This is a genomic window from Thermicanus aegyptius DSM 12793 (genome assembly GCF_000510645.1).
Lineage (GTDB): Bacteria > Bacillota > Bacilli > Thermicanales > Thermicanaceae > Thermicanus > Thermicanus aegyptius.
Genome location: NZ_KI783301.1, coordinates 1634667 through 1659816, shown reverse-complemented (window position 1 = coordinate 1659816; position 25150 = coordinate 1634667). Strand labels below are relative to the sequence as shown.

Sequence of the window (25150 nt, the reverse complement as noted above, 5' to 3'; positions counted from 1 at the left end):
ACGTCACATTTTAGATATAATGAGGAAAAATGGGAAAGGAAGGATTCCCGATGAAGGTAAAAGTGTTTGCCAATTTTCGAGAGATTTGCCAAAGCCCCGTTGTGGAAGTGAAGGCTACGGGAGATCGTGTCATCGATATCTTGGAAGCACTGACCCGTCAATATCCCGCCCTCGAAACGGAAATCTTCGACGCGGAAAGAAAATTAAAGCCTTTTGTTCATGTTTTCATTAATGGAAGAAACGCCATCCATGAACAGGGATTAGAAACAAAGGTGAAAGCAAGCGATCAATTCGCCCTATTTCCCCCTGTCGCAGGAGGCTGATTCTGTGGGACTTACGTTTGAACAAATTTTAGAGTTTCGTGGAATTTCTTTAAACGAACATCTCCGCTATTTGTCTGAACTTGGTTTCTTACCGGAATCCCTCATGGTAGAAACGAAACCCGCCTTCCCTCTCCGTTTCTATACTTCAAATTGGAAGGTGGAGATTTTAAGAGAGGAGAAAGTGAGGATTACCTCCACCTTCATCGTTGAGGCTCTTTTTTTTCGTTTTCAAAGTGACACCGAAGAAGGCCTCAACCATCTCATCTCCCTCTATCGCAAAAAAACCATGCGCGCCGGCGGGTAAAGGAGGAATATACGTAGTGTGAAAGAATAAGTCTTGCTGATCGCAAGACTTATTCTTTAAGGAGGTGATGAATCTCTTAAAACTAGAGGATTTCTAATTCTTTTAATTTGGTCTCAGGAACGACTCCGTTTACCCATCCGCGGGCTTTATAATATTCATCCAGCATAATCTCCATCCGGCTCACATATCCAGCACTATTACCGGTGCCCGGTTCCTCCGTAAAGCGTTTCGGCAGATAATCATCCTCCCGCTTGTTAAATCCGGCGAGGTTATTATAATACCTTTCCAGATTATAAATCCGTTCTCCAATCTTTAATACGTCGTCCGCACTTATTTCGTGGCCGGTCATCGCCGAATATTGTAGAGCGTAATGCTCCGCATTTTCCGAGAAGGAAGAGAATTTGCATATATCCATCGAATCGGAGAAAGCGTGAAGGTCTTGGAAAATTTTTAACAACTCCCCTTTCCCCTCTGCTTTCAGGCGATCTGTCGGTTCCGGGATCCCTGCGATCTCACTGGCTACCGTATAGCCCCGCAGATGGCAGGCGCCACGGTTACTGGTGGCATAGCCGAGGCCAATCCCCTGGATGCCGCGCGGATCATAGGCAGGAATTGATTGTCCCTTCACCGACATGGAGAGTTCCGGTGCTCCCAAAGAGGCGGCGAAACGGGCCGGCCCCTCCGCCAGTCTATCTCCCAGACCGCGACGGAATGCCACGTCCTCAATCAGTTGAATCATCTTATCGGCATCGCCCCAATGGATCTCTTCGTGAATCAAGCCGCGCTCATAAGCCTCCATCGCCACGGAGAGGGCATTTCCGATTTCGATTGTATCGATTCCGTATTCATTACATTGGTCAATCATATAGGAAATGGCCGCCGCATCCCCCAGACCGCAATTGGAACCAAGTGCCCACCCGGACTCATATTCAAAGCTTTCTACCCGCGTCTTATATTTCCCGCTCTTTACCTCCACCTCTTTCTTACAGGCTACGGGACAGGCATGGCACGTATTATCCGCAACAAGTAGCGTCGCATTCACCGTTTCTCCACTATGGCCTTCCGCTTGGTCAAAATGCGTATATTTGGAATTCATGGTGGGGAGGGCACCCACTTCATTAATGATATTGGTCAAGACATTGGTGCCATAGACGGAAAGCCCCCCCTTCTTCGGTGACGTCAATCCCCCTTCCATAATTGCCTTTAAAGCTTTTTGGTTCGCCTCCTTATACTTTCCCTCTTCCGCCGGACTCGGCATATTCCCTTTCTGTGGACCTTTGATCACGATGGCTTTCAGTTTCTTAAATCCTGCAACCGCACCGGTTCCCCCCCGACCGGCAGCCCGATCGTTCTCATTAATAAACGATGCATACCGGACGAGATTTTCTCCCGCTGGGCCGATGGTAATCACACTAAGATCCTCTTTGCCATAGCGGTCCTGCATCGCTCTTACCGTTGCCCGTACTCCTTTCCCCCAGAGGTCAGCGGCATCGTGCAATTCGGCCTTTCCGTTTTCAACTAAGAGGTAGACCGGTGTCGCGCTCGCCCCTCTCACGATGATATTATCGATCCCGGCCCATTTCATCCGCGCCGCCGACCAGCCACCCATGTGGGAATCGGTCACGGTTCCGGTTAAAGGCGATTTGGTCACCACCGCCAAACGACCGCTCATCGGGGAACGGGAACCGGTGACCGGTCCGGTCATGAAACAGAGGATATTCTCTGCCGATAGCGCTTCCACCCGAGGCCCATTATCAAGGACATACTTCACGCCCAATCCTCGCCCCCCAATATACTTCCGTGCCAGCTCCTCATCGATCTCCCGGTAAGATACCTCCCTTTTATTTAAATCCACCAACACTTCACGATTCTTAAAGCCTCCCAGCATCTCAACCTTCCCTCCTTATTATTTCTTTCGCGTATAATGAGCGGACATCGACAAAGGTACCTGTTTAATATCATTAATTATTCGCCATGGAAGTAGAAATTCCTTCTTCTACTGTGAATATAAAAAAAATTTTTAGAAGGAAGGAATTCCTTCTTCTTTTGTAGAATAGAAGCAAAAAATTTATAGAGGAGTGGTCATCCTGAAATTTCTCAGATCCTTTGGCTCTCTTAGTTTATTCCTCCTGTTATTTTTATCCCTTATCGGATGCAATGAAGAGAACGCATCTCCTCCAAAGCAGGAAATTATCCTCGCAACCACCACTTCCACCCAAGATTCGGGATTATTGGATGATTTAATTCCATTTTTCGAGAAAGAAAGCGGTATCGGTGTGAAAGTGGTAGCGGTGGGCACAGGTCAGGCGATTCAGATGGGGAAAGATGGGAATGCAGATGTACTATTGGTTCATAACCGTCCGGCGGAGGATGAGTTCGTTAAGGAAGGATACGGGTTTAACGCTTATGATGTAATGTACAATCAATTTTACTTGGTGGGTCCCAAATCGGACCCCGCCGGCATCGCTTTGGTCCATACCGCCAAAGATGCTTTTAAAAAAATTGCAGAACGACAGAGTCTTTTTATCTCCCGTGGGGATGATTCAGGAACGCACAAGAAAGAATTGAGCCTCTGGAAAGCAGCCGGCATCAGTCCTGGTGGGTCTTGGTATCTCAGTTCCGGGCAAGGGATGGGGGATACTCTGCAGATGGCCAACGAAAAAGAGGCTTATACTTTGACGGATGAAGCCACCTACCTCAGTTACAAAGGAAAGATTGAATTAGAGATCCTCCTGCAGGGAGATCCATTATTATTTAATCCCTATGGAATTATACAGGTAAAATCCTCCAGCAAGCCGGATTTGGCCGCCAAACTCGTTCAGTTTTTCGTGGACCCCAAAACGCAAAAACGGATCGGGGAATTCGGTGTAAAAGAGTATGGAAAAGGATTATTCGTTCCCGATGCGCGCAAAAGATAGTTTCGTCATCACACGGGATCATTCCCGTCAAGATTCGATAGAGAGAGGGAGATGGATCTGTCTATTGAATTTATCGAAATCATCCTACTATCCTTACGAGTCTCTATCACGGCTGTATTGATCGGTGCAATGGTAGGCATACCGATCGGTGCTTTTCTGGGGTTAACCCATTTCACCGGGCGAAATTGGGTGGCCACCCTTCTTTTTACCTTCATGGGAATGCCTCCCGTACTGATCGGTGTGATCGTTTACTTGCTCTTATCCCGTTACGGACCTCTCGGTGCATGGAATGCCCTTTTTACGCCGGAGGCCATGATCTTCGCACAAGTCTTGTTAGTCACTCCGATTATTACCGGACTCACTTTGATCGCGGTGCAAGCAAAAGAGCGCGCCCTTTGGGAAACCGCGATCACCCTTGGAGCGACACGCTTTCAGGCGATACGTACGATCCTTAAAGAAGCAAGGAAACCGATCTTCTCTGCCATCGCTACCGCATTCGGGCGTGCCATCTCTGAAGTGGGAGCGGTGATGTTGGTCGGAGGAAACATTGAGCATCATACCCGTGTGATGACCACCGCCATTATCTTAGAAACACGGAAAGGAAATTATCCCCTCGCATTATGGATCGGGATCGTATTACTCAGTATCAGTTTTCTCTTCAATATCATCCTGGTACGTGAAATGCTGGAAAATCTCCAACCTTCATCGGAGAGGAGGGATTAAACCTGATCAAAATTAAAGATCTACTCATCCAACATGAAGGGAAAATGATCCTAAACCTCCCCGTTTTTCATCTCGTGCCTGGGAAAATATCGGCTCTCATCGGACCAAATGGGGCAGGAAAAACTACGTTACTCCGTGCGCTCAATCTCCTCGAAAAACCCCTCCATGGAGAAATTGATTTTTATGGACGGGTCCTTGATCTTGCAGAAAATCAATCACGTCAAATTCTTGAAGTACGGCGGGAAATGACACTGGTGGCGCAACGCCCCACCCTATTTCAGACAACCCTTTATGAGAACATTGCCATTGGGCTCCGTTATCGAAAGGTAAAAGAGGCGAAAATTCGTGAAGAGGTGATGCGGGTGTTGGAACAGGTGGATTTAGTGGGGAAAGCGAAACAACCGGCCTATACTCTCTCCGGCGGAGAGATACAGCGTGCGGCACTCGCCCGCGCCCTAGTCCTTAAACCAAAACTTCTCTTATTGGATGAAGCGACCGCCAATCTTGATCCGACTCAAGTGGAAATCATCGAAGAAGTGATTCGTAGCGAAAACCGTGAGAGGCAGACGACCATTCTTTTTGTCACCCATCACTTCGCTCAAGCCAGACGTCTTTCCCATTACCTTTATTTCCTCTATCAAGGAAAACTGATCGAAGAAGGAGAAACGGAAACCCTCTTCATCACACCAAAAACCCCCCTCTTACAAGATTACCTTCAGGGAAGAATGATCTACTAATCGCTCGATATAAAAAGTATAATAAAGATAGACCGCCCACCCGTTTCGCCGGATCAATAACGGTCCAGATAAAGAAAGGAGAAGAATAACCGTGGATCCCTTTTTACATGCTCGCTATTCCCGCCAGATTCTTTTTCCCGCCATCGGGATGGAGGGTCAGAAGAAGTTGGGCGCATCCCGTGTGGCCATCGTAGGGATGGGAGCACTGGGAACCGTCCTGGCCAATCATATGGTTCGCGCCGGCGTTGGATTTATCCGCTTGATCGATCGGGATTTTGTGGAGGAGAGCAATCTTCAGCGGCAGATGCTCTATGATGAAGAGGATGCGGCACAATTCCTTCCCAAGGCGATTGCTGCGGCGAAGAAGCTCAGGAAGATCAATTCCAGCATTCGGATCGAGCCCCATATGGTCGATCTAAACCCGGAGAACGCCGACGAATTACTGTCCGATGTCCATCTGATCTTGGACGGCAGCGATAATTTTCAAGTCCGTTATCTGATCAACGATGTAGCGGTAAAATATAGAATTCCGTGGGTCTATGGGGCTGCGGTCCGAGCACGGGGCATGTTCACGGTGATCCGGCCTGAAGCCACTCCCTGTTATCGCTGCCTCTTCCCCACTCCACCGGAAGGGCGAGGGGAAACCTGCGATACCGTGGGGGTCATCGGACCGATCATCCATGTTGTCGCCTCGTATCAAGCGGCGGAAGGTCTAAAGATTTTACTTGGGGAAGATCACCACCTCAATCCCCATCTGGAACAATTCGAGCTATGGAAGAACGAACACCTGCAGATCGACGTCCGTCGCGGAAGGAATCCCGATTGCCCTACCTGTGTTCATCGTCGTTTTGATTTCTTAGATTTTCATTTGGGGAGTGAACAATATACCTCCCTCTGTGGACGGGATACGGTGCAGATTCTCCCCAGAGGAAAAAGGGAAGTGAACCTCGCCGAGATCGCGACTCGCCTCACTCCTTTAGGTAAGGTGCAAAAAACGGAGTATCTCGTTCGTTTTGACATTGAACCATACCGCCTCATTTTCTTTCAGGATGGACGCGTAATGGTTCATGGAACGAACGATGTCACGGCAGCCAAAACGCTGTACGCAAAATATGTGGGGAACTGATGAGTTTAAACCCAACCGCTTTGTAGTGTGATAAAAAATTTGGTAGAATAATCACGGAGAGGTGATAACCCATGGAGAAGATGACTTTTAAGGATTTTGTAAAGTTAAAGTTGGAAAAAGGCGGCGGCTCCTACCTTTTCCTCATGATCTTTCAAGATTATTGCCAACGAGCTAAGATTAAAGACGAAATGACCTATGAAGAATGGGAGGAACTGTTAGAGGATTTTGGGAGAAGGCCCACCAAAGATGTCTTTGAAACCTGGTTTTAGATGGTAAAAACATCTAACCTATGGGTTAGATGTTTTTTTTACCTTTTTTCGGATAGCGATCTTCCAATAATTCTTCTCTTTATGGGTATAAAGGAGTTGATGGCCCATCTTTTGCGTCCAAATCGGGATATCCCGAACCGAACTTTGGTCATTTGCCAGAATATGAACCACATCTCCCTCCTCCGAACTTTTTAGGCTTCGAATGAGTTCCATCAGTGGGATGGGCGATTCGCTTCCCCTGGCATCAATCAGCCGAATGATGGTACACATCGGAATCCCCCCTTCTTGGGAAACCTCCTTTTCTTTTTATTTTAAAAAAATTTCATTACTCCTGCCATATCTTTTTTGTGAATTTTATGTCTGTTTTTTTACGATAAAAAACCCCTCTTGTGTTAGAGGGGTAGAAATTTGAATCATATTAATTTTCCCTCCATGAAGCTCCCCACCTCTTAAGGAACAACATGAGAAAGGTCAATCCTTGCCGAACATCAGGATCTTTCATCATCCCGGCGATTTGAAACATACCCATGGGCTTTTCAAGTTTTCCAACATCTTGTTGAGCCTGATCCAGAGCTTCAACCATTCCCCCTGCCAAATCCAGAACTCCCTTTTGAACCATATCATCAACCAATTCAAGCCCGGCAATCGCCCGTTCCATGGTGTCGGAAATCATGGGTCCCGTCATTGAGGACTTGGCGATCGCGACAAAATCGGCCAATTCTGCCAAGGTAGCGAGAGTACCGCTTTTCTCCATTTTTTGGACATATGTTAATGTTCGTTCTAAACTGGCACTTACCTCCGGCAACTTTTGAATGAGGGCCAACACTTCCGGCTGCAACAGGTCATCCAGCATCTCAACAGCCCTCACGGCTTTTTCGGTCAGATCGGTTACCATATTGGGAGTGAGGGAACTGACTGCCACATCCATCAAACCCGTCACCTGTTCGAGGCGGCTTTTCTCCATATCCGTTGGCATCTTACTCCCTCCCTACATTAATCCACGGGCTGTTAACCAGTAGAGCTCGTTGTACATCGCCTTAAACCAATGGATTAGTTCGGAAGTATCGGCAGGTTTCGGAGGATGGTTATAATCAAAGATGATGAAGCTGGCATCCCCCAAGCTATTCTCCAAGAAACATGCCACTCTTCCGTCATAAAGCTTCGTTTCCGGAAGTCCCCGGATGCGGCTTATGAGGTTATGGGTTAATGTCTCGCTTTCATAGTGGGCGGTAGATCCAGCTTTACTAATGGGCAGATTGGTCGCATCTCCGATCACATACACATCATCATGCCCTACCATCTTCAAAGTGTACCGATCTGTGGGGATAAAGCCTGATTCGTCGCCAAGTCCGGAATTTAAGACGACAGGAGCCCCTTTATGCGCCGGAATGGAGATGAGCAGATCAAAGGGATGCTCCGCTCCATCCATGGTGTTTACCGTTTTCTTCTCAGGATCAATGCTTTCCATATTAAAATACGTTTCGTACTGTATATTCCGCTTTTCAAACTCCGGTAAAGCCCAATCCGCGACCGGTTGCAAGGAATGGATCCGACCAATGGGATAGGTGTAGAGCAATTCCACTTTATCCCGCATGTTCCGTCTGCGGAAATAATCATCCAACATAAGGGTTACCTCCAGGGGAGCCGCCGGACATTTATGGGGAACATCAATGACAATCATGATTTTTCCCCCTTCAAAAGTAGCCAGACGATCCCGAAGTTTTTCTGCTCCCTCCGGAGTGTAAAAATTATAAGTGATTTCCTTCATACCTGGAACGGCATCAAAATCAGGATAGGAACCGGTAGCAATCACGAGATAATCATAGGCATACCGATTTCTCTTGGAGAGCAGCTCTTTTTTCTCCACATCGATCTTTTCCACATCATCATAAACCATGGTGACGAGACGATGAACCAAGCTCTTTTGAGGCCGTATAAAATGATCCAAAGGCTTTTCGTTAAAAGCGACGAAGAGATAACCCGGTTGGTAAATATGTCGATCCGTATTGGAGATGAGGAGGACCTCCGCTTCTCCTTTTCGGATTTCATGAGACAACTGCCTGGCTAAGCGGTTAGCCAAGGTTGTCCCTGCCGTCCCTCCGCCAAGAATTGCGATGCGTTTTGCCATTGAGCTTCCCTCCCTAACAGGATCCCCTATTTCATCTTTCTAACGGCGATCTTCCAATAATCTCCCTCTTTTTCCGAATAAACCATTTCATGCCCCATCTTCTTCACCCACTCGGGAATATCTTTTGCAGAACCGGCATCGCTGGAGAGGACCTCGATCACATCCCCAACCTGGGAGCCTTTCACCGCTTTAATTAACTCCATGAGAGGACCGGGACAAAAGGAACCCCGGGCATCCACTTTTTTCGTTACCTCGCTCATCATCCATTCCTCCTTTAGAAAAAACATCGATCTCCATTTATTCTTGCCTGTTTTTAAGTTGAACCTTCTTTTCCCATTTCTTCTTACCTGAAACTCATTAAGAACCCTCAAAAACTACATGGTAATAATCATTCCCCCTTGGGAAATTCCAAAGAATGCGGTTACGCCGATCACATCGTCAAAGAGGTCGATCAGGTCTTCCTTTTTCCATCCTTTCACGTCCATGGCTAAAGCACAAGCATACACCTTCAAATTGCCCATTTCTTTCCCATTCTCGATCAATTCATAGAATGGTTGAGCTTTTTCCACCAGCGCCTTCCCAACCGTCCCTGTTTTAAAGTTCTTCGAAGCGACGCTCTCTTTCAGGAAAGGAACCAGTCCATTCATCGTCACGAAGAAATTGACCTCCATCCCGGACATGGCGGCTACAGAGCCTACGAGAGCAGCTGCATGAACCTTTTCCAGCTCCTCGGACAAAAGAATGATGGAGAGCTTCGGGGCTTGCTGTTCCATTAAACCTTCCTCCTTTTTAAGGTATTTTTCCATCTTACGCTTCCCCTTATCAATACCCCTACATGTTACGGTACTATTATAATCCTCTTCTATTGTGAAATAGGTTACAAGTTCGTGAATTTCGTGGCAAAATCGTGAAGAGTCGCTCACATCTTTTTTGTTTTTTCCTTTATATTTAATAGATTTCTAATTTATGGATTTTCTTCGGGAATCCCTGATCTAAAAAGAACATAAGAAAAGCCGGACCTTCTTGGGTCCGACTTTTCTAAGACCTTGAGCGCACCTCATAGATCGCGAATTTCAAGTAGTCTCCTTCATCCACCCCGACAATCTTGGGATGATCAACTCCCGCTCCGCTGAAGCGGACGAGGCGGAGGATTTTGTGGGTATCAAAAGCGGCATCCTGGACCATTTCCTGAAACATGGTTGCCGTAACCGGAGAAGAGCAGCTTGAGGTTACCAAAAAACCCCCATCCCGAATCAATTTCAACGCATTAAGATTAATCTCTTTATAACCGCGCAAGGCCGATTCGATCCGGGATCTGTTCTTGGCAAAGGCGGGAGGATCTAAAATCACCACATCCCACTTTTTCCCTTCCTTCACCTTCTCCCGTAAAAAATCAAACGCATTGGCCACGACAAACTCCACCTGTTCTAAAAAGCCATTCCTCGCCACATTTTCCTTAGCCATCTCGATGGCGAGCGGAGAAATATCCAAGGCGGTCACCCGTTTTGCACCATGTTGTAAGGCATTTAACGTAAATGAACCGGTATGGGTGAAGCATTCCAGCACTTCCACTCCCTCCCCCCCTCTATTCATCAGGGGAGCGATGCTTGCCCTGTTTTCTCGTTGGTCAAAAAAATAGCCGGTCTTTTGGCCCTCTTTAATATCAACCAAAATCTTTAAGCCGTTTTCTTCGATTTCAATTTGCGTGGGAGATTCCCCATACCAGAAGCCTTTCTCCAAAGGAAGCCCTTCCAGTTCCCTTACCGGTACATCGTTCCGTAGATAGATCGCCTTGGGATGAAAAACGTGAAGAAGAGCGGACAGGATCTTTTCCTTTTGCCTCTCCATCCCTAAAGAGAGGATCTGCACCACGAGAACCTCTTCATATTTATCGACAATGAGCCCTGGGAGGAAATCTGCCTCTCCATAGACCACCCGTAAGGAACGGATGCCGGGAAGAAAACGCTGCCGGTAGTTCCATGCCTCCTCCACTCGTCGCAGGAAGAAGGAGTGATCGATCGCCTCTTTTCGGTTCGTAAGAAGACGGACGATAATTTGCGAACGGGGGTTGACCATGCCGATGCCTAAAAAAAATCCTTGGTGATTTGCCACATCCACCAAATCCCCTGGTTGAAATTCGCCTTCTATTCGTTCCACTTCCGATTGGTAAATCCATGGATGCCCCTGTTCCAACCGTTTTTTCCGTTGCCTTTTCAGATAAATTGTAGCCATTTTATCCTCCGAACGATCATCAACCCTCCCCCTTATTCATAAAATGGGACAGGAGGGGTGATCCATAATGGAAATTCAAGTTTTTCTTCCGATTTTGGTGGGACTTATCCTTTTTTTCTTCGGTCTTGCCCTGATGCGAACGGGATTAGAAGCATTGGCCCAAGGAAGAAGGCAGGAAATCATCGCCCGGTTCGCCCGGACTCCTCTCTACGGATTCATCACCGGAACACTCGTCACTGCCTTTTTACAGAGTTCCAGTGCAGTTACGATCCTGATCGTGGGATTTGTGAATGCCGGGATCCTCACCTTTTCCCAATCGATCGGCCTCATCTTAGGCGCCAATGTGGGAACCACCTTAACCCTCCAAATCCTCGCATTTTCATTGGAAGATTTTCTTCTTCCCTTGTTTCTCATAAGTTTTCTTTTTTGGCTTATGCCTGAAAGGAGGGTGAAAAGGATCGGTTTGGCGATGGGAGGTGTAACTCTCATGCTGTTGAGTCTTTCGGTGATGGGCTCGGGAGCTCGGCTGTTACTGGAAGATTCCTTTACCCGTCCTTTTTTTCTTCGGATCAACGAGAATCCTTTGATTGCCTTCTCTCTCGGTCTCCTCGCCACGGCCCTGATTCAAAGCAGTACCGCAATGCTGGCGACGACCATGATTTTCATGAAAAATCAAATGATCTCTTTGCCGGCCGGTGTAGCCATTCTTTTGGGAAGCAATATCGGCACCTGTTTGGATACCTATCTCTCCAGTATTGGGGGATCTCCGGAGGGAAAAAAGGTGGCCTATGCCCACATCCTCTTAAATGTGGGAGGAGCTCTCCTTTTCCTTCCCCTTCTTCATCCTTTCTCTACTTTCATATCCCATCTTTCCCCTGATGCAGAGAGGCAACTGGCCCATGCCCAAACCCTGTTTAATCTGGTCACTTCCTTATTTGTCCTTCCCTTTTCCGCCCATTTCGCCCGCTTGATCGAACGGATCACAGGAAAGGAAAAATCTCCTTGTTAATGAGAGATCCTATCAAGGGGATGGGATCATTTCTACGATCGGTTAGTACGCTGAACCGAATTTCTGCCCTCCCGTTACGATTTGAACCCCGCTGCTTGCTCCGATGCGAGTTGCTCCCGCTTCGATCATCCGGATTGCCGTATCATAATCCCGGATTCCTCCAGAAGCTTTTACTCCCATCTGCTTTCCCACTGTTTCCCTCATCAGACGGATATCCTCAAGGGTTGCTCCTCCTTTTCCAAACCCGGTGGAGGTTTTGACAAAATCCGCCCCGGCCTTTTCAGACACCCGACAAGCTTTCACCTTTTCCTCTCGGGTAAGATAGCCCGTCTCTAAAATCACCTTGACCAGAGCGGTTGGTTTCGCCGCCTCCACCACGGCGTGAATATCCTCTTCAACCGATTTCCAGTCTCCGGATTTCACGCTTCCCAGCCGGATCACCATGTCCACCTCGGAGGCGCCATCCTTTATGGCTTTTAAGGTTTCATAAACCTTTGTTTCCGTCGTGTTGGCGCCCAAAGGAAATCCGATAACGGTACATACCTTCACATCGCTTCCTTCCAATTCGTCTTTGCAAAGGGGAACCCACATCGGATTGACGCAGACGGAAGCAAATCCATATTCTTTGGCTTCCCGGCATAATTTCACGATCGAATCCCGATCCGCTTCCGGTTTAAGTAAAGTATGGTCGATATAGCGGGACAACTCTTGTGCTTCCATCATAATCTCCTTTCATCCCTTGGGGAAAAGATTGAGCGTCATTTTGCTTTATCGCAATTGCCTTCGGTTTAAATAACGATGCTATGTATCGGCCGGAGAAATTCTTCGATCAAAAAGGAGGCGCCCCTTCGGAAAAAGGGTGCGATCGTAAACTTTTCAAGGGGAACATTCCCGATTCGAACGATCTTCAGGTAGAGAAAGTCCAAGTTTGATAAAAGCTTGTTCTAAGAGGATGCGGTTATTCTCATACCCCTGTTCCACCTGCTTCTTCCACGCCGCTTCCGGAGAAAGCCAATGTACATTGCCTATCTCCTCGAACTGGGGCCTCGTCTTCCCGCTCACATACTCAACGAGAAAATAATCAACCCTCTTCTCCCCTCTTCTTCCTTCCGCTTCATACCGGTAAGAGATGCTGGACAAAGGAGCGATGATTTTCCCTATGATCCCCGTCTCCTCCTGAATCTCCCTCAAAGCCGTGTCCTCCGGTTTTTCATTCCCCTCCGAGTGACCTTTTGGGTAGGACCAATGCCCAAAGCGATCTTCAATCATGAGAATTTCGGTCCCTCCCCCTTGGCGGCGGTAAACGATCCCTCCTGCAGCCACTTCAGCCATCTTCCTTCCTCCCCATCTTTCGTACATTCCCCACTTATCTTACTCTATCCTATCCACCACACACAACATCTTTTCTACGGAGATGGTATTCAATGCGCCAAGAATAACTCTTCCACACATAAAAGGAGAATAACATTCCAATGTCGATCGTGGCACCCTAGTCTTCAAGGAGAATTAGTTCTAAATCATGGACAAGTCTCCGCCCAACGGGGATATACTTCTCCGGAACCGCTGCATCCGGATCTTGCGGTTCGGAAAATTGATTTATTGCAGCGCTTAAGACACCTATCTCGGAACGATCATCCGGTCCGGCTTTAAACTTATGCGACAATAAAAAAGGGGTGCCGGTTTCGACCACGGTTCCATACGAATCAAGCTGTTCTTTCACCGCTTTAAACGGAATGCGCAAAAAAAGATACCCCCCCGCTTCACCGGCTAGCTTATAATCAAATAACCCCTGATCATAATCCCAATTTCCTCCAATCGTGAAACCCAGCGGTTTCAATTTCTCCTCCAGTGTATCAAGCAAGAAAGTTTTCCCTTCCAAACGGGATGGAATTTCAATCATGTGTAACAACCTCCTTTTCTCCTTAGGATTTCCTAATCAACCGTTCGACTTCATCTATATCCTGGAAGATTGATGGGATCGTGGTGCAGAAAAAAGAAAAGCCCTTTCTGCAACATAAGGGCTTTTCATCTTATCATACATTCTCAGACGGCGGGGCTGTTTCTACGATTCCCTGCTTTCTACACCGAAGCCGGCTCCAATACCCTGGCAAAGGTTCCCTCACAGATCTCGGACATCGCTTCATCGAGGCGGACACGGCACACTTTCCCGAACAAATCCCTAGATCCCATGAAGGCAATGCGCAAATAATTATCGGAATAACCAACCACTTTGCCGCTTTTCGGATCACCATCATAATACTCTTCCGGAATCACTTCGAGAACCTCCCCTTCGAATTTCTTGGCATAACGCAGAGTTAATTCTCGATTTAACTCCAGTAGACGATCTACCCGCTCCTTCTTTACCTCTTCCGGCACCTGATTCGGAAAGCGGGCGGCAGGTGTCCCCGTCCGCTTCGAATAAGGGAAGACGTGGAGCTCAGCAAAACCAATCTCCCGAATGTAATCATACGTATTTTGAAACATCTCCTCCGTCTCCCCAGGAAAACCGACGATCACATCGGTGGTGATGGCCACATGGGGGAGCGCTTCTTTAATCTTTTCGATCTTTTCTTTATACTGGGCGGTTGTATATTTCCGATGCATGCTCTTAAGGATCGTATCATCCCCCGCTTGCAACGGGATATGAAGGTGGCGGCACATTTTCGGGTTATTTCGGAAAACTTCAATCATCTCTTCACCGATTTGACTCGCCTCAATGGAGCTAATCCTGATGCGGTGCAATCCTTCAATCTCTTTTAAGTCCATCAGCAATCGGGGAAGGGAATAATCCTCCAAATCTTCCCCATACCCTCCGGTATGAATCCCTGTGAGCACAATTTCCCGATATCCATTGGCCGCGAGAGTGCGGGCCTGTTGAAGGACACTTTCCGGTTGACGGCTTCGGGAAAGACCCTTCGCCCATGGAATAATGCAAAACGTGCAAAAATTGTTGCAACCTTCCTGGATCTTTAAGAACGCCCTGGTCTTCTCAGAGAAAGTGGGGACACTTAGCTCCTCAAATTCCTTCTGTTTCATGATATTTGCCACTGCATTGATCGGCATGCGGGAATTCTTATATTCCTCCACATAATCAAGGAGTCGATCTCGTCCCTGAGTCCCAATGACGATATCCACCCCTGGAATCTCCAGCACTTTGGCCGGCGAAGTCTGGGCATAACAACCGGTCACCGCCACCACCGCATTGGGATTTTTGCGAATCGCACGGCGGATCATCTGCCGGCTCTTTTTATCCCCTGTATTGGTCACCGTACAGGTGTTGATCACATACACATCGGCTTCTTCTTCAAAATCTACTTGGGTATATCCTTTATTCTTAAACAATTGCCAGATCGCTTCTGTTTCATAGAAATTCACTTTACATCCCAGGGTATGAAAAGCAACGGTCGGCATCTCCATTCCCCCTTCCATTCATACCATAATAGAATCATTATAGGGAAGGGGAATAGAAAAAGCAACGTCACAATATGGATTGAACCGCTCTCGTCCTTCTACCTCTCCATCCGCCTATAGATGCCCAACTTTGCTTCTTTCCGCAGCAGAGCGGCCTCCTCCCTTGGGTTTTGGGCTTGACAAATCGCAGAGATCAAAGCGATTCCATCCGCCCCCGCCTCCGTAATCCTCGCCGCATTTTCCCTCGTGATCCCGCCAATCCCTACAATAGGAAGATGAATCCCCTGATCCCGCAACTCCCGTATAAAGGCGGGGCCCACCGGCTCTTTCGCATCTTTCTTCGATGAGGTGGGATAGATGGGACCAACGCCCAGGTAATCGGCCCCCTTTTCTTGCGCGATATGTGCCTCTTCCACCGTATGGATAGAAACTCCCAGAATCTTATGGTCCCCGATTTTTCTCCTTACTTCTTCAATCTCTCCATCCTCCTGGCCGATATGGACCCCCTCCGCATCGAGGAAAAGGGCCAGATCCACCTCATCATCCACCAGAAAGGGAATGCGATAGGCACGACAAATCTCCTGCAACGCCCTTGCCCATTCCACCTTTTCCGCTCCTCGTGCAGCCTTCTCCCCTTTCTCCCGAAACTGAAAACAGGTAATCCCTCCTTGGATCGCCTCCTGCAACACCCAGAGAGGATCATGGGGGGTATTATGGCTTCCCATGATGAAATAAAGAAGCAAACTCTCTTTCATCCCCAATGTCTCGATCATCGTATTCTCCTCCGCTCTTCCATTTGTCCGGTTATCTCCTTCCCATCCTGCTTATGAAAGCAACGATTCTGCCGTGGCGTCATCCGATCCAGGCCAAGCCCACATTCTTCGAGCACATCACTCCTTGCTACTGGTAACTCATCTGTTCTATGGATGATGAAACGTTGATAAGCCCAGTGATTGGTAGGGCCATGCCCCCCGCCGATCTTTAGGGAATGGAGAATTGCCTGATGGACAAATTCCTTTCCCGTTTCTATCGCTTCTCGTAGACCTTTTCCCTTTGCCAATTCCGCCGTAATCGCCGCAGAAAAGGTACACCCTGTGCCATGGGTATTTTCCGTAGGTATCCGCGGTTTCCCCAACTGAAGAAATTCTTCCCCATCATAGAAGAGATCAATCGCCCATTCTCCTCCCTCATGCCCCCCTTTGATCACAACACTTCCCGCGCCCATCTTAAGAATCTCTTTCGCCGCTTCCCGCTTTTCTTCTTCCGTTGTAATCTTTTTCCCTACCAATACCTCTGCTTCGGGAAGATTGGGAGTAACCAGGAGAGCAAGAGGGATTAACTTTTCCTTCAGAACCTTTATGGCGCTCTCTTTCAGGAGAGGAGTCCCTCCTTTTGCCACCATGACCGGATCCACCACCAGCTTCCTCCATCCATAGTGAGCAATCCGTTCGCTTACGGCTTCGATGATCTCCGCGCTAAACAGCATTCCCGTCTTTAAGGCATCCACGCCAATATCGGTGGCAATCGCATCGATCTGCTCCAGAATCCCTGCGGTCTCAACCGGATATACCCCTTTCACCCCAAGCGTATTTTGAGAGGTGACGGCTGTTACGGCGGTCATGCCGAAGACTTCCAGCTCCTGAAACGTTTTCAGATCCGCTTGAATACCGGCCCCGCCGCCGCTGTCGGAGCCGGCAATGGTTAAAGCTTTATAAACGGGCCACTTTTCCATACGTAAGCACCTCTATTCCCGACAGGAGAGCGAGCCGGTCGAGAAAAGCGATTTGGAACCGTCCCGGCCTTTCCTCCCCGATTTCTTCCATTGCTCTCTCCGCAGCCACTCCATAGACCACCAACGCCGAAACCGCAGCTTTTAGCAGATCTTCTTCCACCGCCGCAAAAGCTGCGATGACGGAGCCTAGGAGGCAACCGGTCCCCGTCACCCGTGTGAGGAGAGGATGACCATTATCAATCACATAGGTTTCTTTTCCATTCGATGCCACATCTTCCCTCCCCGTCACAACGGCAACCGTACCCAATTCCCGGGCCACTCTTTCCGCGATTCGAACCTTCTCCTCCCTGGAGATCTCTTCCGCATCCACCCCTTTAATGGTCAGAACCTCACCGACGGCATTGGCCATCTCAGCGGCATTCCCCCGGAGAATATCCACTCTCACCTGTTGAAGGATCTCTTTGAAGACTTGTAGACGGTATGGGGTGGCCCCCAACCCCACCGGGTCCATGACGACGGGAATGCCACGGCGGTTGGCCGATTTGCCGGCTTCCACCATAGCGTTCACGATCCTGGGATAAATGGTCCCTAAATTGAGGAGCACCCCGTCGGCCACCTTCGCCATATCGGCCGCTTCCTCCTCGGCATCCGCCATTACAGGGGAAGCCCCCAATGCGAGGAGCCCATTGGCCGTAAAATTGGTCACCACCGTATTGGTCAAATTGTGGATGAGAGGCCTCTCCTTTCTGATTTTTTCCAGCAATTCTCCTACTTCCTTTAACTCAATCATTGCGCAGCTCTCCCCTCTTTTTCTTTTCAAATAAAAAAACAGATCCATGAATTGGACCTGTTTACTCCTCCATTCCCTGTCTACGGCAGGAACGCTTCCTACTTTCCTACGCCGGTATTACCCGGATCAGGTCCAAAGGGTTGAAGGGTCTCCTTCTCTCAGCCGCAAAACGGCACCCCTAGTAGTGCAATCGCGCTATGAACTTAATTACCAGTATACTCTTCATCCACCTTAAAAACAAGAGTGAACGATCCCCGCTTATAAATGCTGGGTGTCGCCTTTGTGGATCTGGGGTCACATCATGGACAGGCTGAGGTTGATCACCCCGATGTGCAGCCATCGTTTGACAGATAAAAGCAGTGTTTACAGCAAACAAAAATAAAAAGAATCGTCCATCTTTGTGATACAATAGACAATGAGCGGAGGAGTGAATGCCATGGATTACTCGCATATGTGTCCGAAATACGAAGCGGCCATAGAGATCCTAGGAAAAAAGTGGACAGGACTTATTATCCGTGTTCTTCTTCACGGGCCGAAACGATTCAAAGAGATCAAGGAACAAATCCCCCAGATGAGCGATAAGATGCTCTCCGATCGCATGAAGGAACTGGAGTTATCCGGTATTCTGGAACGACGCGTCTATCCAGAAACCCCTGTGCGCATCGAATATGTACTCACGACAAAAGGAAGAGATTTAGAACCGATCATTGAAGCGATCCAAGCCTGGGCGGACCATTGGATGAATTAGCCAAGTGTCCCAACTCTTCATCGGTTGCTCCCGAAAAACTCAATCGGTTGCTCCCGAAAAACTCAGAAGTAGGTCTCCCCGATTTCCAGTAAGAGGCTGCGAAGTTCCATTCGTCTTACTCCCAGGACCTTTACACCCAACCCGGCACCGTAAGGAAGAAGTGTAACCCCTCCGATCCTCTCGGGGGGACGAGAGAGGGACGGGGCGATAGAGTCCGCCTCCTTTTGCCCCAATCCCTCTCTGATCAGATAAAGGGTGCCAAGTTGGGTATAAGAGCCAAAGTGAAAAAGATCGGTAAAGGACTCTCTCCCTGGATTCCAATCGCTCTTTTCCCAAAGAATGAACTTTCCCCCTTGGTAGATCTCCACATTTTGCTTCCATGATTGAAACTGAAAAGCTTCCCCGCTTCCTATTCTTCCCGCAGACCATAGTTCAAGATAAGCCAGTTTCGCACCTTCCTCCAATTCTATGTGTGCTTGCCCATTAAAAATCGAACCATGAAACGGGATATTCCCTTCCGGAAAAAATTGAAATGCACCTCCACGACTTACAAAAATCTTCACGTATTGCCTAACCCCTTTTCCCAAGGAGGGATGGATTTTCGTGGCCGATTGGGTGGTAAAAAGAAGGCGGGCTCCCTCACCCACCGTAAACTGAAAGATTTGCTCATCCCCATCCAGCATCCCGGCACACGCATCCATCCCGATCAGGTGAACGGCTCCATTCCTGTTGAAAGGGCGGGATAACTTCAGGGGAGCTTGCCAATACGCCTCCGTTACCGTTGAAATTCCATCCACCAACTCGACCGTAGCTTCGATCCTACCCTTCATGGAGGAACCCGTCATAGCGCTTATCATGACCTCAAATCCTCCAGCAAAACATGGCGCTTAATCCAACCGATAATCTCTTGAAGGCCCACTTCTTTCATCAGATTGGTCATGATATAAGGTCGATCCCCCCGCATTCGTTCCGTGTCCCTTTTCATCACCGACAAATCGGCTCCCACATAGGGAGCAAGGTCGATTTTGTTAATGACCAATAGATCAGAACGGGTGATTCCTGGCCCTCCTTTACGAGGAATCTTATCCCCTTCCGACACATCGATCACATAGATAAAAGCATCGACCAACTCAGGACTAAAGGTGGCGGCCAGATTATCTCCACCGCTTTCGATAAAAAGAATTTCGATGTCCGGAAAACGGGAGAGAAGCGTCTCAACCGCCTCTTGGTTCATGGAAACATCTTCCCGAATCGCCGTATGGGGACATCCTCCCGTTTCCACCCCAATAATCCTCTCCTCCGGTAAGATCCCGTTTCTTACTAAAAAAAGGGCATCTTCTTTTGTATAGATGTCATTGGTTACCACCCCAAGACTATACTCATTCGCCATGTGGCGGGTTAATTTCTCAATCAATGCCGTTTTACCGGAACCGACGGGACCTGCCACGCCGATGCGAACCGCTCCCAATCTTTTTCACTCCTTCCTATTCAACGATTGTCATCCGATGAACCAAAAATCATGATTCGAATTGGTTCCTCATAATTTGTTCCTCAGAATTTGTTCCTCCTAAGGATAGAAATCCTCCCAAGTTCTCCCTTCCGCTGTAGATAAGAAATCATGACATAAAAAGGCGGCTATATAGCTGCTCATGCTTCATGGCCATGATCTCATAGAGTGGGGAAGAATTACCGAAGGAGATCTCTCCCTCCATCACCCGCCGGACAAGTTGGATCAGATCGGTTTTTAGCACGTGAAGGATTCTTTGTCCATCCAATGGGCCCAGCGGAATCGCCCGTACCCCATTATTCACCATGACGACGCTCTGATTATAGAAAAACCCTAGGAGGGTCTCCTCCTTCTCCATACCAAGACGGTAGGCTGTCCAACCATAGAGGGGGGCCGGATGAACCGGCATCTCTCCCCAGGGGTAAGTCATTTCAAATGTCTTGGCAGCCAGAACGGCAAAACGATTCCCCAACTTTAAAGAAGCTTCTCTCCCTTCCCGGGGGAGCTTTATGGCCGTCAATCGCTCATTCACAGCCAAGAGTGAATCTGCATCTTGGGCTTTTGATGCTTCCCATGCCCATTTTACAGGAATCCCATCAATCGGAGCCACGGAATGGAAGAGATAAGATAAAACCCATTTTTTTAGGCTCTCCGCATCGTAAACATATCCTTCCTGAATATAAGTTTCTAATCCAAACGAATGGGAAAATCCCCCAATCGGCCATTGGCTATCGTTCAATTGCAGGAAATGCAGAAGGGAACAGGACATTCCTATCGACTCCTCCGTTCTTCCGCTTCCATCTTTTACCGGGGAAACGGAGGAAGATGCCGCTCCTGGGTTTGCCGGTTTTCTTTCCGGTGGGAATGGGCTTTTTGGGGGATGGGGCGAAAAGGTTGTTCCTCGATGGTAAAGGGAATGTTCAGTCGTCGTAAAAGTTCTACCGACGGTTCATCATGGAGGATGATCAAAAACGGCATCCGGATTTCCAGGGGGAGATGCCGGTTTCCCACCTCATAGGCTAAACGGATCATTTCCATCTGATCCCTGGGTTCGATGACGATCACTTTCGAAGGAAGAAGGGAGATTGTTCCCCAAAAATTCCCTTCCTTGAAAAGAATGTCCCCTTCCTCCAAACGCTTTTCCGTTTCCAGACGTATCCCGATTTCTCTCCCTCGATCCGAACGAACCCGCAAAATTCGTTTCTCCAATTCCTCCCAATGAAGAAAAACTCTTTCCCACTCTACTTGTTCCAACTCTATAGCCGGTGTCTCCTTCACATTGCCCAACACCTTCGTAATCAGCATTCCTACTCCCCTCCTCCCTCTATCTCTGGGTTTTCTGTGAACTGAACATTCGGAAATGTGATTTTTACAATATTTTGGTTATGGATTCCCTTGATCATGTTCAAGTTTTTTCGCCCGAAAAAAGGTAGGGTTTACCTTTTTCAATACCACCAATTAAAATAGGAAATACCGCTGCGCCATGGGAAGCTCTTTCACCGGTTCACAGGTGATGATCTCCCCGTCCACACGGACGGTATACGTCTCCGGATCCACTTGGATGGTAGGGGTTTTGTCGTTATGAATCAGATCTTTCTTCGAGAGGTTGCGGCAACCTTTTACAGGAACAACTCTCTTTTGTAAATGGAGGAGATTCCCAATCCCTTTTGCATAGGCCGCCTGTGAGACAAAGGTAAGGGAGGTTTCGGAGAGGGCCCTCCCAAAAGAACCGAACATGGGCCGTGGATAGACCGGTTGCGGGGTAGGAATCGAAGCATTGGGATCCCCCATCTGGGCATAGGCGATCATCCCCCCCTTAATCACCATCTCCGGTTTCACGCCGAAAAAAGCCGGTTTCCACAAAACGAGATCCGCCCACTTTCCGTTTTCAATGGAGCCCACAAATTCGGAAATGCCATGGGTGATGGCAGGATTGACGGTATATTTTGCGATATACCTTTTCGCCCGGACGTTGTCATTCTCCCCCGTCTCTTCTGGGAGACGCCCCCGTTGCCTCTTCATCTTATCTGCCGTCTGCCAAGTCCTGATGATCACCTCGCCCACCCTTCCCATCGCCTGGGAATCGGAAGAGATCATGCTGAGCACCCCCAGATCATGGAGCACATCTTCGGCTGCAATGGTTTGCGGACGGATGCGGGAGTCGGCAAATGCCACATCCTCGGGAACACGGCGATCCAAATGGTGGCAAACCATCAACATATCCAAATGTTCATCGATGGTATTCTGGGTAAAAGGACGCGTCGGATTCGTGGATGAGGGAAGAATGTTCAACTCCCCGGCTACCCGGAGAATATCCGGAGCATGCCCCCCTCCTGCCCCTTCCGTGTGATAGGTATGGATCGTCCTTCCGGCAATTGCTTCCAGCGTAGATTCCACAAAGCCTGCCTCATTTAAGGTATCGGTGTGAATCGCCACCTGGACATCATATTCGTCGGCCACCTTAAGACATGCATCAATCGCCGCCGGCGTGCTTCCCCAGTCCTCATGAAGTTTAAGACCGATCGCCCCTGCCTCCACCTGTTCTCTCAACGGAGGGAGGGTGGAGCAGTTCCCCTTGCCGAGATAGCCGATGTTTACCGGAAATCCCTCCGCCGCCTGTAACATCCGTGCGAGGTTCCATGAACCGGGGGTACAGGTGGTCGCATTAGTCCCGGTGGCTGGACCGGTCCCACCGCCAATCATGGTGGTAATGCCGGAGGTGATGGCCTCTTCCACCTGTTGGGGACTGATGAAATGGATATGCGCATCAATTCCTCCTGCCGTCACGATGAGTCCCTCCCCGGCGATCACCTCGGTCGAAGCCCCCACCACGAGGGATTCATGGACCCCCTCCATGGTATCCGGATTTCCTCCCTTTCCAATTCCCACGATTCTTCCATCTTTCACCCCGATATCCGCTTTCACAATCCCCCAATGATCTAAAATGATCGCATTGGTGATCAAAAGATCAACCACGCCTTCACTGCGGGTAAGACGGCTGTTCTGTCCCATGCCGTCTCGGAGCACCTTCCCGCCACCAAACTTCGCCTCATCTCCGTAAACGGTAAAATCCTTCTCAATTTCGATGATCAAATCCGTATCGGCCAAACGAACCCGATCTCCCACCGTAGGCCCATACATGGAGGCGTATACTTCCCTCGGAATCCTCTGCGTCACGCCGGGTTCACCCCTTTAAACCCCTTCTCCATCGCATTGGCGATCGCCCTTTCTTTCCTTTCTTCAGTGATTTCTCCGTCGGTTAAGCCATTGAATCCCATCACGATTCCCCCTTTAGGAAAAGCGGTGAGGGGAACCTCCTTCCGTTCTCCCGGTTCGAAGCGGATGGTCGTCCCCGAGGGAATGTCCAAGCGGTATCCGAACGCCTTCTCCCGGTCAAATTGAAGATAGCGATTGACTTCAAAGAAATGGAAATGAGATCCCACCTGGATGGGGCGATCCCCGGCATTCACCACTTCCAAGATTCGGCTCTCCCGTCCTTCATTGATCATGATGGGTTCAGAACGTAGAAGAATTTCTCCCGGTTTCATCCCTCATCCTCCCTTGTCAAATAGCGTTTTACCGTACCGAAGCCGCGCACGCCTTCACAGGTGGAAGATCTCTAGAGGGTTCTAGAGATTTGATCCCCATGAAGACGGATGGTTTTATCTTTCGTACAAATCTCATGAATGAACGCGTGGAATCATCGAAATTACCAAAAAAGATGGTGGCGAAAAGTACCAACCTTAACCCCAAAAAGTGTTCTTTAAGGAAAGAAGTCTTAACTTATATTTAGAAGCGAATCGGCTGATGCACCGTGACCAATTTCGTCCCGTCAGGAAAAGTGGCCTCCACCTGAATCTCTTCAATCATCTCCGGCACTCCCTCCATGCAGTCCGCTTTCCTCAAGATTTTGGTTCCGTAGCTCATCAGCTCCGTAACGGATTTTCCCTCTCGAGCCCCTTCCATAAGCTCCGAAGTGATGATCGCCACCGCCTCCGGATAATTTAGTTTCAAACCTCTGTTTTTCCGCTCACGGGCCAGGTTTGCCGCCAAATAAATGAGCAACTTATCCCTCTCTTTCGGTGATAAATGCATATGCGATCCCCCCTGCTCTTCCCTAACTATTTCACTATACCGCGAGATATTGAAGGATTAATTGATCATTCATCTCCTCAATATCTCCCGACGAGACGATCATTCCTTTCTCCATCACATAAAAACGATCCGCAATTTTTCCAACAAAATCAAGCTTCTGTTCCACCAATAAAACGGCGATCATGATGAAAGAGATAATAGAGAACAATATTAATCTATCATATGTCATGTTTTCTTACAATATTTAAAATAAACATTTACATCTATTGTTCATTCAAGACCAACTATACTTCTCCTCATCCCAACATGCTCTCCACGATAATCATCACTCCGATCACCGCACTTAACACGGCTGCACCCATGGGAAGAACATGGCTAAATCGAAAAGATTGTCGATTTAAGAGTTTGGTAATCAGGGTTAAACTAAGAGAAAAGAGGGTCATGCTTAAAATGGTTCCTAAACCGAAACTAGCCAAATAGGCAATCCGTTGTATAGGATCCGATACGGCCGCGATGGTTAACACCATCACCGCACCGGTACCGGCTAACCCATGAACCGTTCCGATAAGGAAAGAATGGCTCCCTTTCCAACCATGGTGCTTCTCCAAATGCCTTGGAGAATCGTCATGAACATGGAAATGCGTATGGTATCTTTCCCCGTCATGTTGATGGACGTGAATATGGAGCTTCGAACGCCTCATCCTCCTCCACGATCCTAGTGCGATGAGGATCAGCATGACACCCACTCCTCCCTCTAGCCATCGGCCGACCACTTCCGGCAATCGAATGCCCGACAGAATCAATGCCCCTCCGAATAGAAAGAGTACCAACGCATGCCCTACCCCCCAACAAAATCCAATCCAGCCTCCGCGTAACAGATTCCTTTCTTCTAGAGCCATGGTAGAAACCGCAACCACATGATCCGCATCTAAAGCATGTCTAAGGCCTAATAAGATTCCGATTCCCATCGCCATCCAAAACATGATTTTTACTCCTTCCATCTTTCGAAAATTGAAAACCTTTTCAACTCTCATTTACCACCATTTCCGGCTCCTGCCACCCGCCTGTTTTCCCATAAGACTATAAAATTTTTGAAGT

Annotated in this window: 31 protein-coding genes, 1 pseudogene and 1 riboswitch; of the genes and pseudogenes, 9 read left to right on the top strand and 23 right to left on the bottom strand. The window is 48.4% G+C overall.

Annotation, left to right across the window (positions count from 1 at the left end):
* The first annotated feature begins 50 nt into the window (after positions 1-50).
* Both THEAE_RS0108925 and THEAE_RS0108920 read left to right on the top strand, forming a co-directional pair.
* On the top strand, positions 51-323 hold the full coding sequence (locus THEAE_RS0108925; RefSeq protein WP_005588799.1) for a ubiquitin-like small modifier protein 1: 273 nt from the start codon (positions 51-53) through the stop codon (positions 321-323).
* Positions 324-327: 4 nt separating this feature from the next.
* Positions 328-627 carry a MoaD-like domain-containing protein gene (locus tag THEAE_RS0108920; protein ID WP_005588798.1) on the top strand — a complete coding sequence of 100 codons (300 nt, stop codon included), beginning with the start codon at positions 328-330 and terminating at the stop codon, positions 625-627.
* An 82-nt stretch (positions 628-709) separates the two neighbouring features.
* Here the strand turns inward: THEAE_RS0108920 and THEAE_RS0108915 are convergent, their stop codons facing one another.
* The gene (locus tag THEAE_RS0108915) at positions 710-2515 is read right to left on the bottom strand and encodes an aldehyde ferredoxin oxidoreductase family protein (RefSeq protein WP_028987218.1); all 1806 of its coding nucleotides are present in this window, start codon (positions 2513-2515) and stop codon (positions 710-712) included.
* Positions 2516-2705: 190 nt separating this feature from the next.
* On the opposite strand from THEAE_RS0108915, the gene THEAE_RS0108910 reads away from it, so the two are divergent.
* From THEAE_RS0108910 to THEAE_RS0108890, 5 genes are all read left to right on the top strand, one after another.
* On the top strand, positions 2706-3545 hold the full coding sequence (locus THEAE_RS0108910) for an ABC transporter substrate-binding protein (RefSeq protein ID WP_052329882.1): 840 nt from the start codon (positions 2706-2708) through the stop codon (positions 3543-3545).
* A 51-nt stretch (positions 3546-3596) separates the two neighbouring features.
* Positions 3597-4268 carry an ABC transporter permease gene (locus THEAE_RS0108905; protein ID WP_005588795.1) on the top strand — a complete coding sequence of 224 codons (672 nt, stop codon included), beginning with the start codon at positions 3597-3599 and terminating at the stop codon, positions 4266-4268.
* Between the two features lie 44 nt (positions 4269-4312).
* Entirely contained in the window at positions 4313-5005 is a 693-nt protein-coding gene (locus THEAE_RS0108900) for an ATP-binding cassette domain-containing protein (protein WP_052329880.1), read from the top strand.
* Positions 5006-5096: 91 nt separating this feature from the next.
* Positions 5097-6131, top strand: coding sequence for a ThiF family adenylyltransferase (locus tag THEAE_RS0108895; protein WP_028987215.1), 1035 nt, complete (start codon positions 5097-5099; stop codon positions 6129-6131).
* A 71-nt stretch (positions 6132-6202) separates the two neighbouring features.
* Positions 6203-6400: a hypothetical protein gene (locus THEAE_RS0108890; RefSeq protein ID WP_028987214.1), complete on the top strand. Its 198-nt coding sequence runs from the start codon at positions 6203-6205 to the stop codon at positions 6398-6400.
* A gap of 18 nt (positions 6401-6418) precedes the next feature.
* Here THEAE_RS0108890 and THEAE_RS0108885 read toward each other — a convergent pair whose 3' ends face one another.
* From THEAE_RS0108885 to THEAE_RS0108860, 6 genes are all read right to left on the bottom strand, one after another.
* Positions 6419-6670 (bottom strand): sulfurtransferase TusA family protein, encoded by a 252-nt coding sequence (locus THEAE_RS0108885; RefSeq protein ID WP_005588793.1) that lies wholly within the window; start codon positions 6668-6670, stop codon positions 6419-6421.
* Between the two features lie 148 nt (positions 6671-6818).
* Complete coding sequence (locus tag THEAE_RS0108880; protein ID WP_028987213.1) at positions 6819-7376, bottom strand: helical membrane plugin domain-containing protein; 558 nt, start codon at positions 7374-7376, stop codon at positions 6819-6821.
* A 12-nt stretch (positions 7377-7388) separates the two neighbouring features.
* Positions 7389-8528: an NAD(P)/FAD-dependent oxidoreductase gene (locus THEAE_RS0108875; RefSeq protein WP_005588791.1), complete on the bottom strand. Its 1140-nt coding sequence runs from the start codon at positions 8526-8528 to the stop codon at positions 7389-7391.
* Between the two features lie 26 nt (positions 8529-8554).
* Positions 8555-8788: a sulfurtransferase TusA family protein gene (locus tag THEAE_RS0108870; RefSeq protein WP_028987212.1), complete on the bottom strand. Its 234-nt coding sequence runs from the start codon at positions 8786-8788 to the stop codon at positions 8555-8557.
* A 114-nt stretch (positions 8789-8902) separates the two neighbouring features.
* Positions 8903-9334 (bottom strand): DsrE/DsrF/DrsH-like family protein, encoded by a 432-nt coding sequence (locus tag THEAE_RS0108865; RefSeq protein ID WP_051430825.1) that lies wholly within the window; start codon positions 9332-9334, stop codon positions 8903-8905.
* Between the two features lie 232 nt (positions 9335-9566).
* Complete coding sequence (locus tag THEAE_RS0108860; protein ID WP_028987210.1) at positions 9567-10760, bottom strand: class I SAM-dependent rRNA methyltransferase; 1194 nt, start codon at positions 10758-10760, stop codon at positions 9567-9569.
* A 67-nt stretch (positions 10761-10827) separates the two neighbouring features.
* Between THEAE_RS0108860 and THEAE_RS20515 the strand changes: the two genes are divergently transcribed.
* A complete protein-coding gene (locus THEAE_RS20515; protein WP_005588786.1) occupies positions 10828-11769 on the top strand; it encodes a Na/Pi cotransporter family protein in 942 nt (313 codons plus the stop codon).
* 42 nt (positions 11770-11811) lie between these two features.
* Here the strand turns inward: THEAE_RS20515 and deoC are convergent, their stop codons facing one another.
* The 7 genes and pseudogenes from deoC to thiM form a co-directional block, all read right to left on the bottom strand.
* Positions 11812-12489: a deoxyribose-phosphate aldolase gene (gene deoC / locus THEAE_RS0108850; RefSeq protein ID WP_028987209.1), complete on the bottom strand. Its 678-nt coding sequence runs from the start codon at positions 12487-12489 to the stop codon at positions 11812-11814.
* A 156-nt stretch (positions 12490-12645) separates the two neighbouring features.
* Positions 12646-13101, bottom strand: coding sequence for an NUDIX hydrolase (locus tag THEAE_RS0108845; protein WP_039944387.1), 456 nt, complete (start codon positions 13099-13101; stop codon positions 12646-12648).
* A 157-nt stretch (positions 13102-13258) separates the two neighbouring features.
* Positions 13259-13669, bottom strand: coding sequence for a YugN-like family protein (locus THEAE_RS0108840; RefSeq protein ID WP_028987207.1), 411 nt, complete (start codon positions 13667-13669; stop codon positions 13259-13261).
* Positions 13670-13848: 179 nt separating this feature from the next.
* Positions 13849-15180, bottom strand: a complete 1332-nt coding sequence (mtaB, locus tag THEAE_RS0108835; RefSeq protein WP_005588780.1) for a tRNA (N(6)-L-threonylcarbamoyladenosine(37)-C(2))-methylthiotransferase MtaB — start codon at positions 15178-15180, stop codon at positions 13849-13851.
* A 98-nt stretch (positions 15181-15278) separates the two neighbouring features.
* Entirely contained in the window at positions 15279-15953 is a 675-nt protein-coding gene (gene thiE / locus THEAE_RS0108830; RefSeq protein WP_005588778.1) for a thiamine phosphate synthase, read from the bottom strand.
* Between the two features lie 158 nt (positions 15954-16111).
* Positions 16112-16912, bottom strand: a pseudogene (gene thiD / locus THEAE_RS20510) (bifunctional hydroxymethylpyrimidine kinase/phosphomethylpyrimidine kinase); the annotation flags it as partial.
* Positions 16890-17699: a hydroxyethylthiazole kinase gene (gene thiM, locus THEAE_RS0108820; RefSeq protein WP_425426427.1), complete on the bottom strand. Its 810-nt coding sequence runs from the start codon at positions 17697-17699 to the stop codon at positions 16890-16892. The gene thiM and the pseudogene thiD, both read right to left, overlap by 23 nt.
* Before the next feature lie 89 nt (positions 17700-17788).
* Positions 17789-17892, bottom strand: a riboswitch (TPP riboswitch).
* 246 nt (positions 17893-18138) lie between these two features.
* Between thiM and THEAE_RS0108815 the strand changes: the two genes are divergently transcribed.
* The gene (locus tag THEAE_RS0108815; RefSeq protein WP_005588774.1) at positions 18139-18450 is read left to right on the top strand and encodes a winged helix-turn-helix transcriptional regulator; all 312 of its coding nucleotides are present in this window, start codon (positions 18139-18141) and stop codon (positions 18448-18450) included.
* A gap of 62 nt (positions 18451-18512) precedes the next feature.
* Here THEAE_RS0108815 and THEAE_RS21990 read toward each other — a convergent pair whose 3' ends face one another.
* From THEAE_RS21990 to THEAE_RS20490, 9 genes are all read right to left on the bottom strand, one after another.
* A complete protein-coding gene (locus tag THEAE_RS21990; RefSeq protein ID WP_005588773.1) occupies positions 18513-19307 on the bottom strand; it encodes an urease accessory protein UreD in 795 nt (264 codons plus the stop codon).
* Positions 19304-19918, bottom strand: a complete 615-nt coding sequence (ureG, locus tag THEAE_RS0108805; protein WP_005588772.1) for an urease accessory protein UreG — start codon at positions 19916-19918, stop codon at positions 19304-19306. The genes THEAE_RS21990 and ureG overlap by 4 nt, the downstream gene beginning before the upstream one ends.
* Before the next feature lie 148 nt (positions 19919-20066).
* Positions 20067-20726 carry an urease accessory protein UreF gene (locus THEAE_RS21985; RefSeq protein WP_052329878.1) on the bottom strand — a complete coding sequence of 220 codons (660 nt, stop codon included), beginning with the start codon at positions 20724-20726 and terminating at the stop codon, positions 20067-20069.
* Between the two features lie 35 nt (positions 20727-20761).
* Positions 20762-21262, bottom strand: a complete 501-nt coding sequence (locus THEAE_RS20495; protein ID WP_052329876.1) for an urease accessory protein UreE — start codon at positions 21260-21262, stop codon at positions 20762-20764.
* Positions 21263-21415: 153 nt separating this feature from the next.
* Positions 21416-23098 (bottom strand): urease subunit alpha, encoded by a 1683-nt coding sequence (ureC, locus tag THEAE_RS0108790; RefSeq protein WP_039944966.1) that lies wholly within the window; start codon positions 23096-23098, stop codon positions 21416-21418.
* 32 nt (positions 23099-23130) lie between these two features.
* Positions 23131-23505 carry an urease subunit beta gene (gene ureB, locus THEAE_RS0108785; protein ID WP_028987204.1) on the bottom strand — a complete coding sequence of 125 codons (375 nt, stop codon included), beginning with the start codon at positions 23503-23505 and terminating at the stop codon, positions 23131-23133.
* Between the two features lie 241 nt (positions 23506-23746).
* A complete protein-coding gene (locus THEAE_RS0108775; RefSeq protein ID WP_005584166.1) occupies positions 23747-24052 on the bottom strand; it encodes an urease subunit gamma in 306 nt (101 codons plus the stop codon).
* A 34-nt stretch (positions 24053-24086) separates the two neighbouring features.
* Positions 24087-24260, bottom strand: coding sequence for an ATP-binding cassette domain-containing protein (locus tag THEAE_RS22970; RefSeq protein WP_156920582.1), 174 nt, complete (start codon positions 24258-24260; stop codon positions 24087-24089).
* Between the two features lie 88 nt (positions 24261-24348).
* Complete coding sequence (locus THEAE_RS20490) at positions 24349-25035, bottom strand: urease accessory protein UreH domain-containing protein (RefSeq protein ID WP_169729979.1); 687 nt, start codon at positions 25033-25035, stop codon at positions 24349-24351.
* Between the last annotated feature and the right edge of the window lie 115 nt (positions 25036-25150).

Coding starts and splice junctions, on each gene's coding strand:
- THEAE_RS0108900 (WP_052329880.1), top strand. CDS start 4,313: ATGATCCTAAACCTCCCCGTTTTTCATCTCGTGCCTGGGAAAATATCG.
- THEAE_RS0108890 (WP_028987214.1), top strand. CDS start 6,203: ATGGAGAAGATGACTTTTAAGGATTTTGTAAAGTTAAAGTTGGAAAAA.
- thiE (WP_005588778.1), bottom strand. CDS start 15,953: ATGATCGAGACATTGGGGATGAAAGAGAGTTTGCTTCTTTATTTCATC.
- THEAE_RS0108880 (WP_028987213.1), bottom strand. CDS start 7,376: ATGCCAACGGATATGGAGAAAAGCCGCCTCGAACAGGTGACGGGTTTG.
- THEAE_RS0108875 (WP_005588791.1), bottom strand. CDS start 8,528: ATGGCAAAACGCATCGCAATTCTTGGCGGAGGGACGGCAGGGACAACC.
- THEAE_RS0108775 (WP_005584166.1), bottom strand. CDS start 24,052: ATGCATTTATCACCGAAAGAGAGGGATAAGTTGCTCATTTATTTGGCG.
- THEAE_RS0108905 (WP_005588795.1), top strand. CDS start 3,597: ATGGATCTGTCTATTGAATTTATCGAAATCATCCTACTATCCTTACGA.
- THEAE_RS21985 (WP_052329878.1), bottom strand. CDS start 20,726: ATGTCCTGTTCCCTTCTGCATTTCCTGCAATTGAACGATAGCCAATGG.
- deoC (WP_028987209.1), bottom strand. CDS start 12,489: ATGGAAGCACAAGAGTTGTCCCGCTATATCGACCATACTTTACTTAAA.
- THEAE_RS0108865 (WP_051430825.1), bottom strand. CDS start 9,334: ATGGAAAAATACCTTAAAAAGGAGGAAGGTTTAATGGAACAGCAAGCC.
- THEAE_RS0108815 (WP_005588774.1), top strand. CDS start 18,139: ATGGATTACTCGCATATGTGTCCGAAATACGAAGCGGCCATAGAGATC.
- THEAE_RS0108860 (WP_028987210.1), bottom strand. CDS start 10,760: ATGGCTACAATTTATCTGAAAAGGCAACGGAAAAAACGGTTGGAACAG.
- THEAE_RS0108845 (WP_039944387.1), bottom strand. CDS start 13,101: ATGGCTGAAGTGGCTGCAGGAGGGATCGTTTACCGCCGCCAAGGGGGA.
- THEAE_RS0108840 (WP_028987207.1), bottom strand. CDS start 13,669: ATGATTGAAATTCCATCCCGTTTGGAAGGGAAAACTTTCTTGCTTGAT.
- THEAE_RS20495 (WP_052329876.1), bottom strand. CDS start 21,262: ATGCTGATTACGAAGGTGTTGGGCAATGTGAAGGAGACACCGGCTATA.
- mtaB (WP_005588780.1), bottom strand. CDS start 15,180: ATGCCGACCGTTGCTTTTCATACCCTGGGATGTAAAGTGAATTTCTAT.
- THEAE_RS20515 (WP_005588786.1), top strand. CDS start 10,828: ATGGAAATTCAAGTTTTTCTTCCGATTTTGGTGGGACTTATCCTTTTT.
- ureB (WP_028987204.1), bottom strand. CDS start 23,505: ATGAAACCGGGAGAAATTCTTCTACGTTCTGAACCCATCATGATCAAT.
- THEAE_RS0108870 (WP_028987212.1), bottom strand. CDS start 8,788: ATGAGCGAGGTAACGAAAAAAGTGGATGCCCGGGGTTCCTTTTGTCCC.
- THEAE_RS21990 (WP_005588773.1), bottom strand. CDS start 19,307: ATGATAAGCGCTATGACGGGTTCCTCCATGAAGGGTAGGATCGAAGCT.
- THEAE_RS20490 (WP_169729979.1), bottom strand. CDS start 25,035: ATGTTTTGGATGGCGATGGGAATCGGAATCTTATTAGGCCTTAGACAT.
- THEAE_RS0108925 (WP_005588799.1), top strand. CDS start 51: ATGAAGGTAAAAGTGTTTGCCAATTTTCGAGAGATTTGCCAAAGCCCC.
- THEAE_RS0108885 (WP_005588793.1), bottom strand. CDS start 6,670: ATGTGTACCATCATTCGGCTGATTGATGCCAGGGGAAGCGAATCGCCC.
- ureC (WP_039944966.1), bottom strand. CDS start 23,098: ATGTATGGGCCTACGGTGGGAGATCGGGTTCGTTTGGCCGATACGGAT.
- THEAE_RS0108915 (WP_028987218.1), bottom strand. CDS start 2,515: ATGCTGGGAGGCTTTAAGAATCGTGAAGTGTTGGTGGATTTAAATAAA.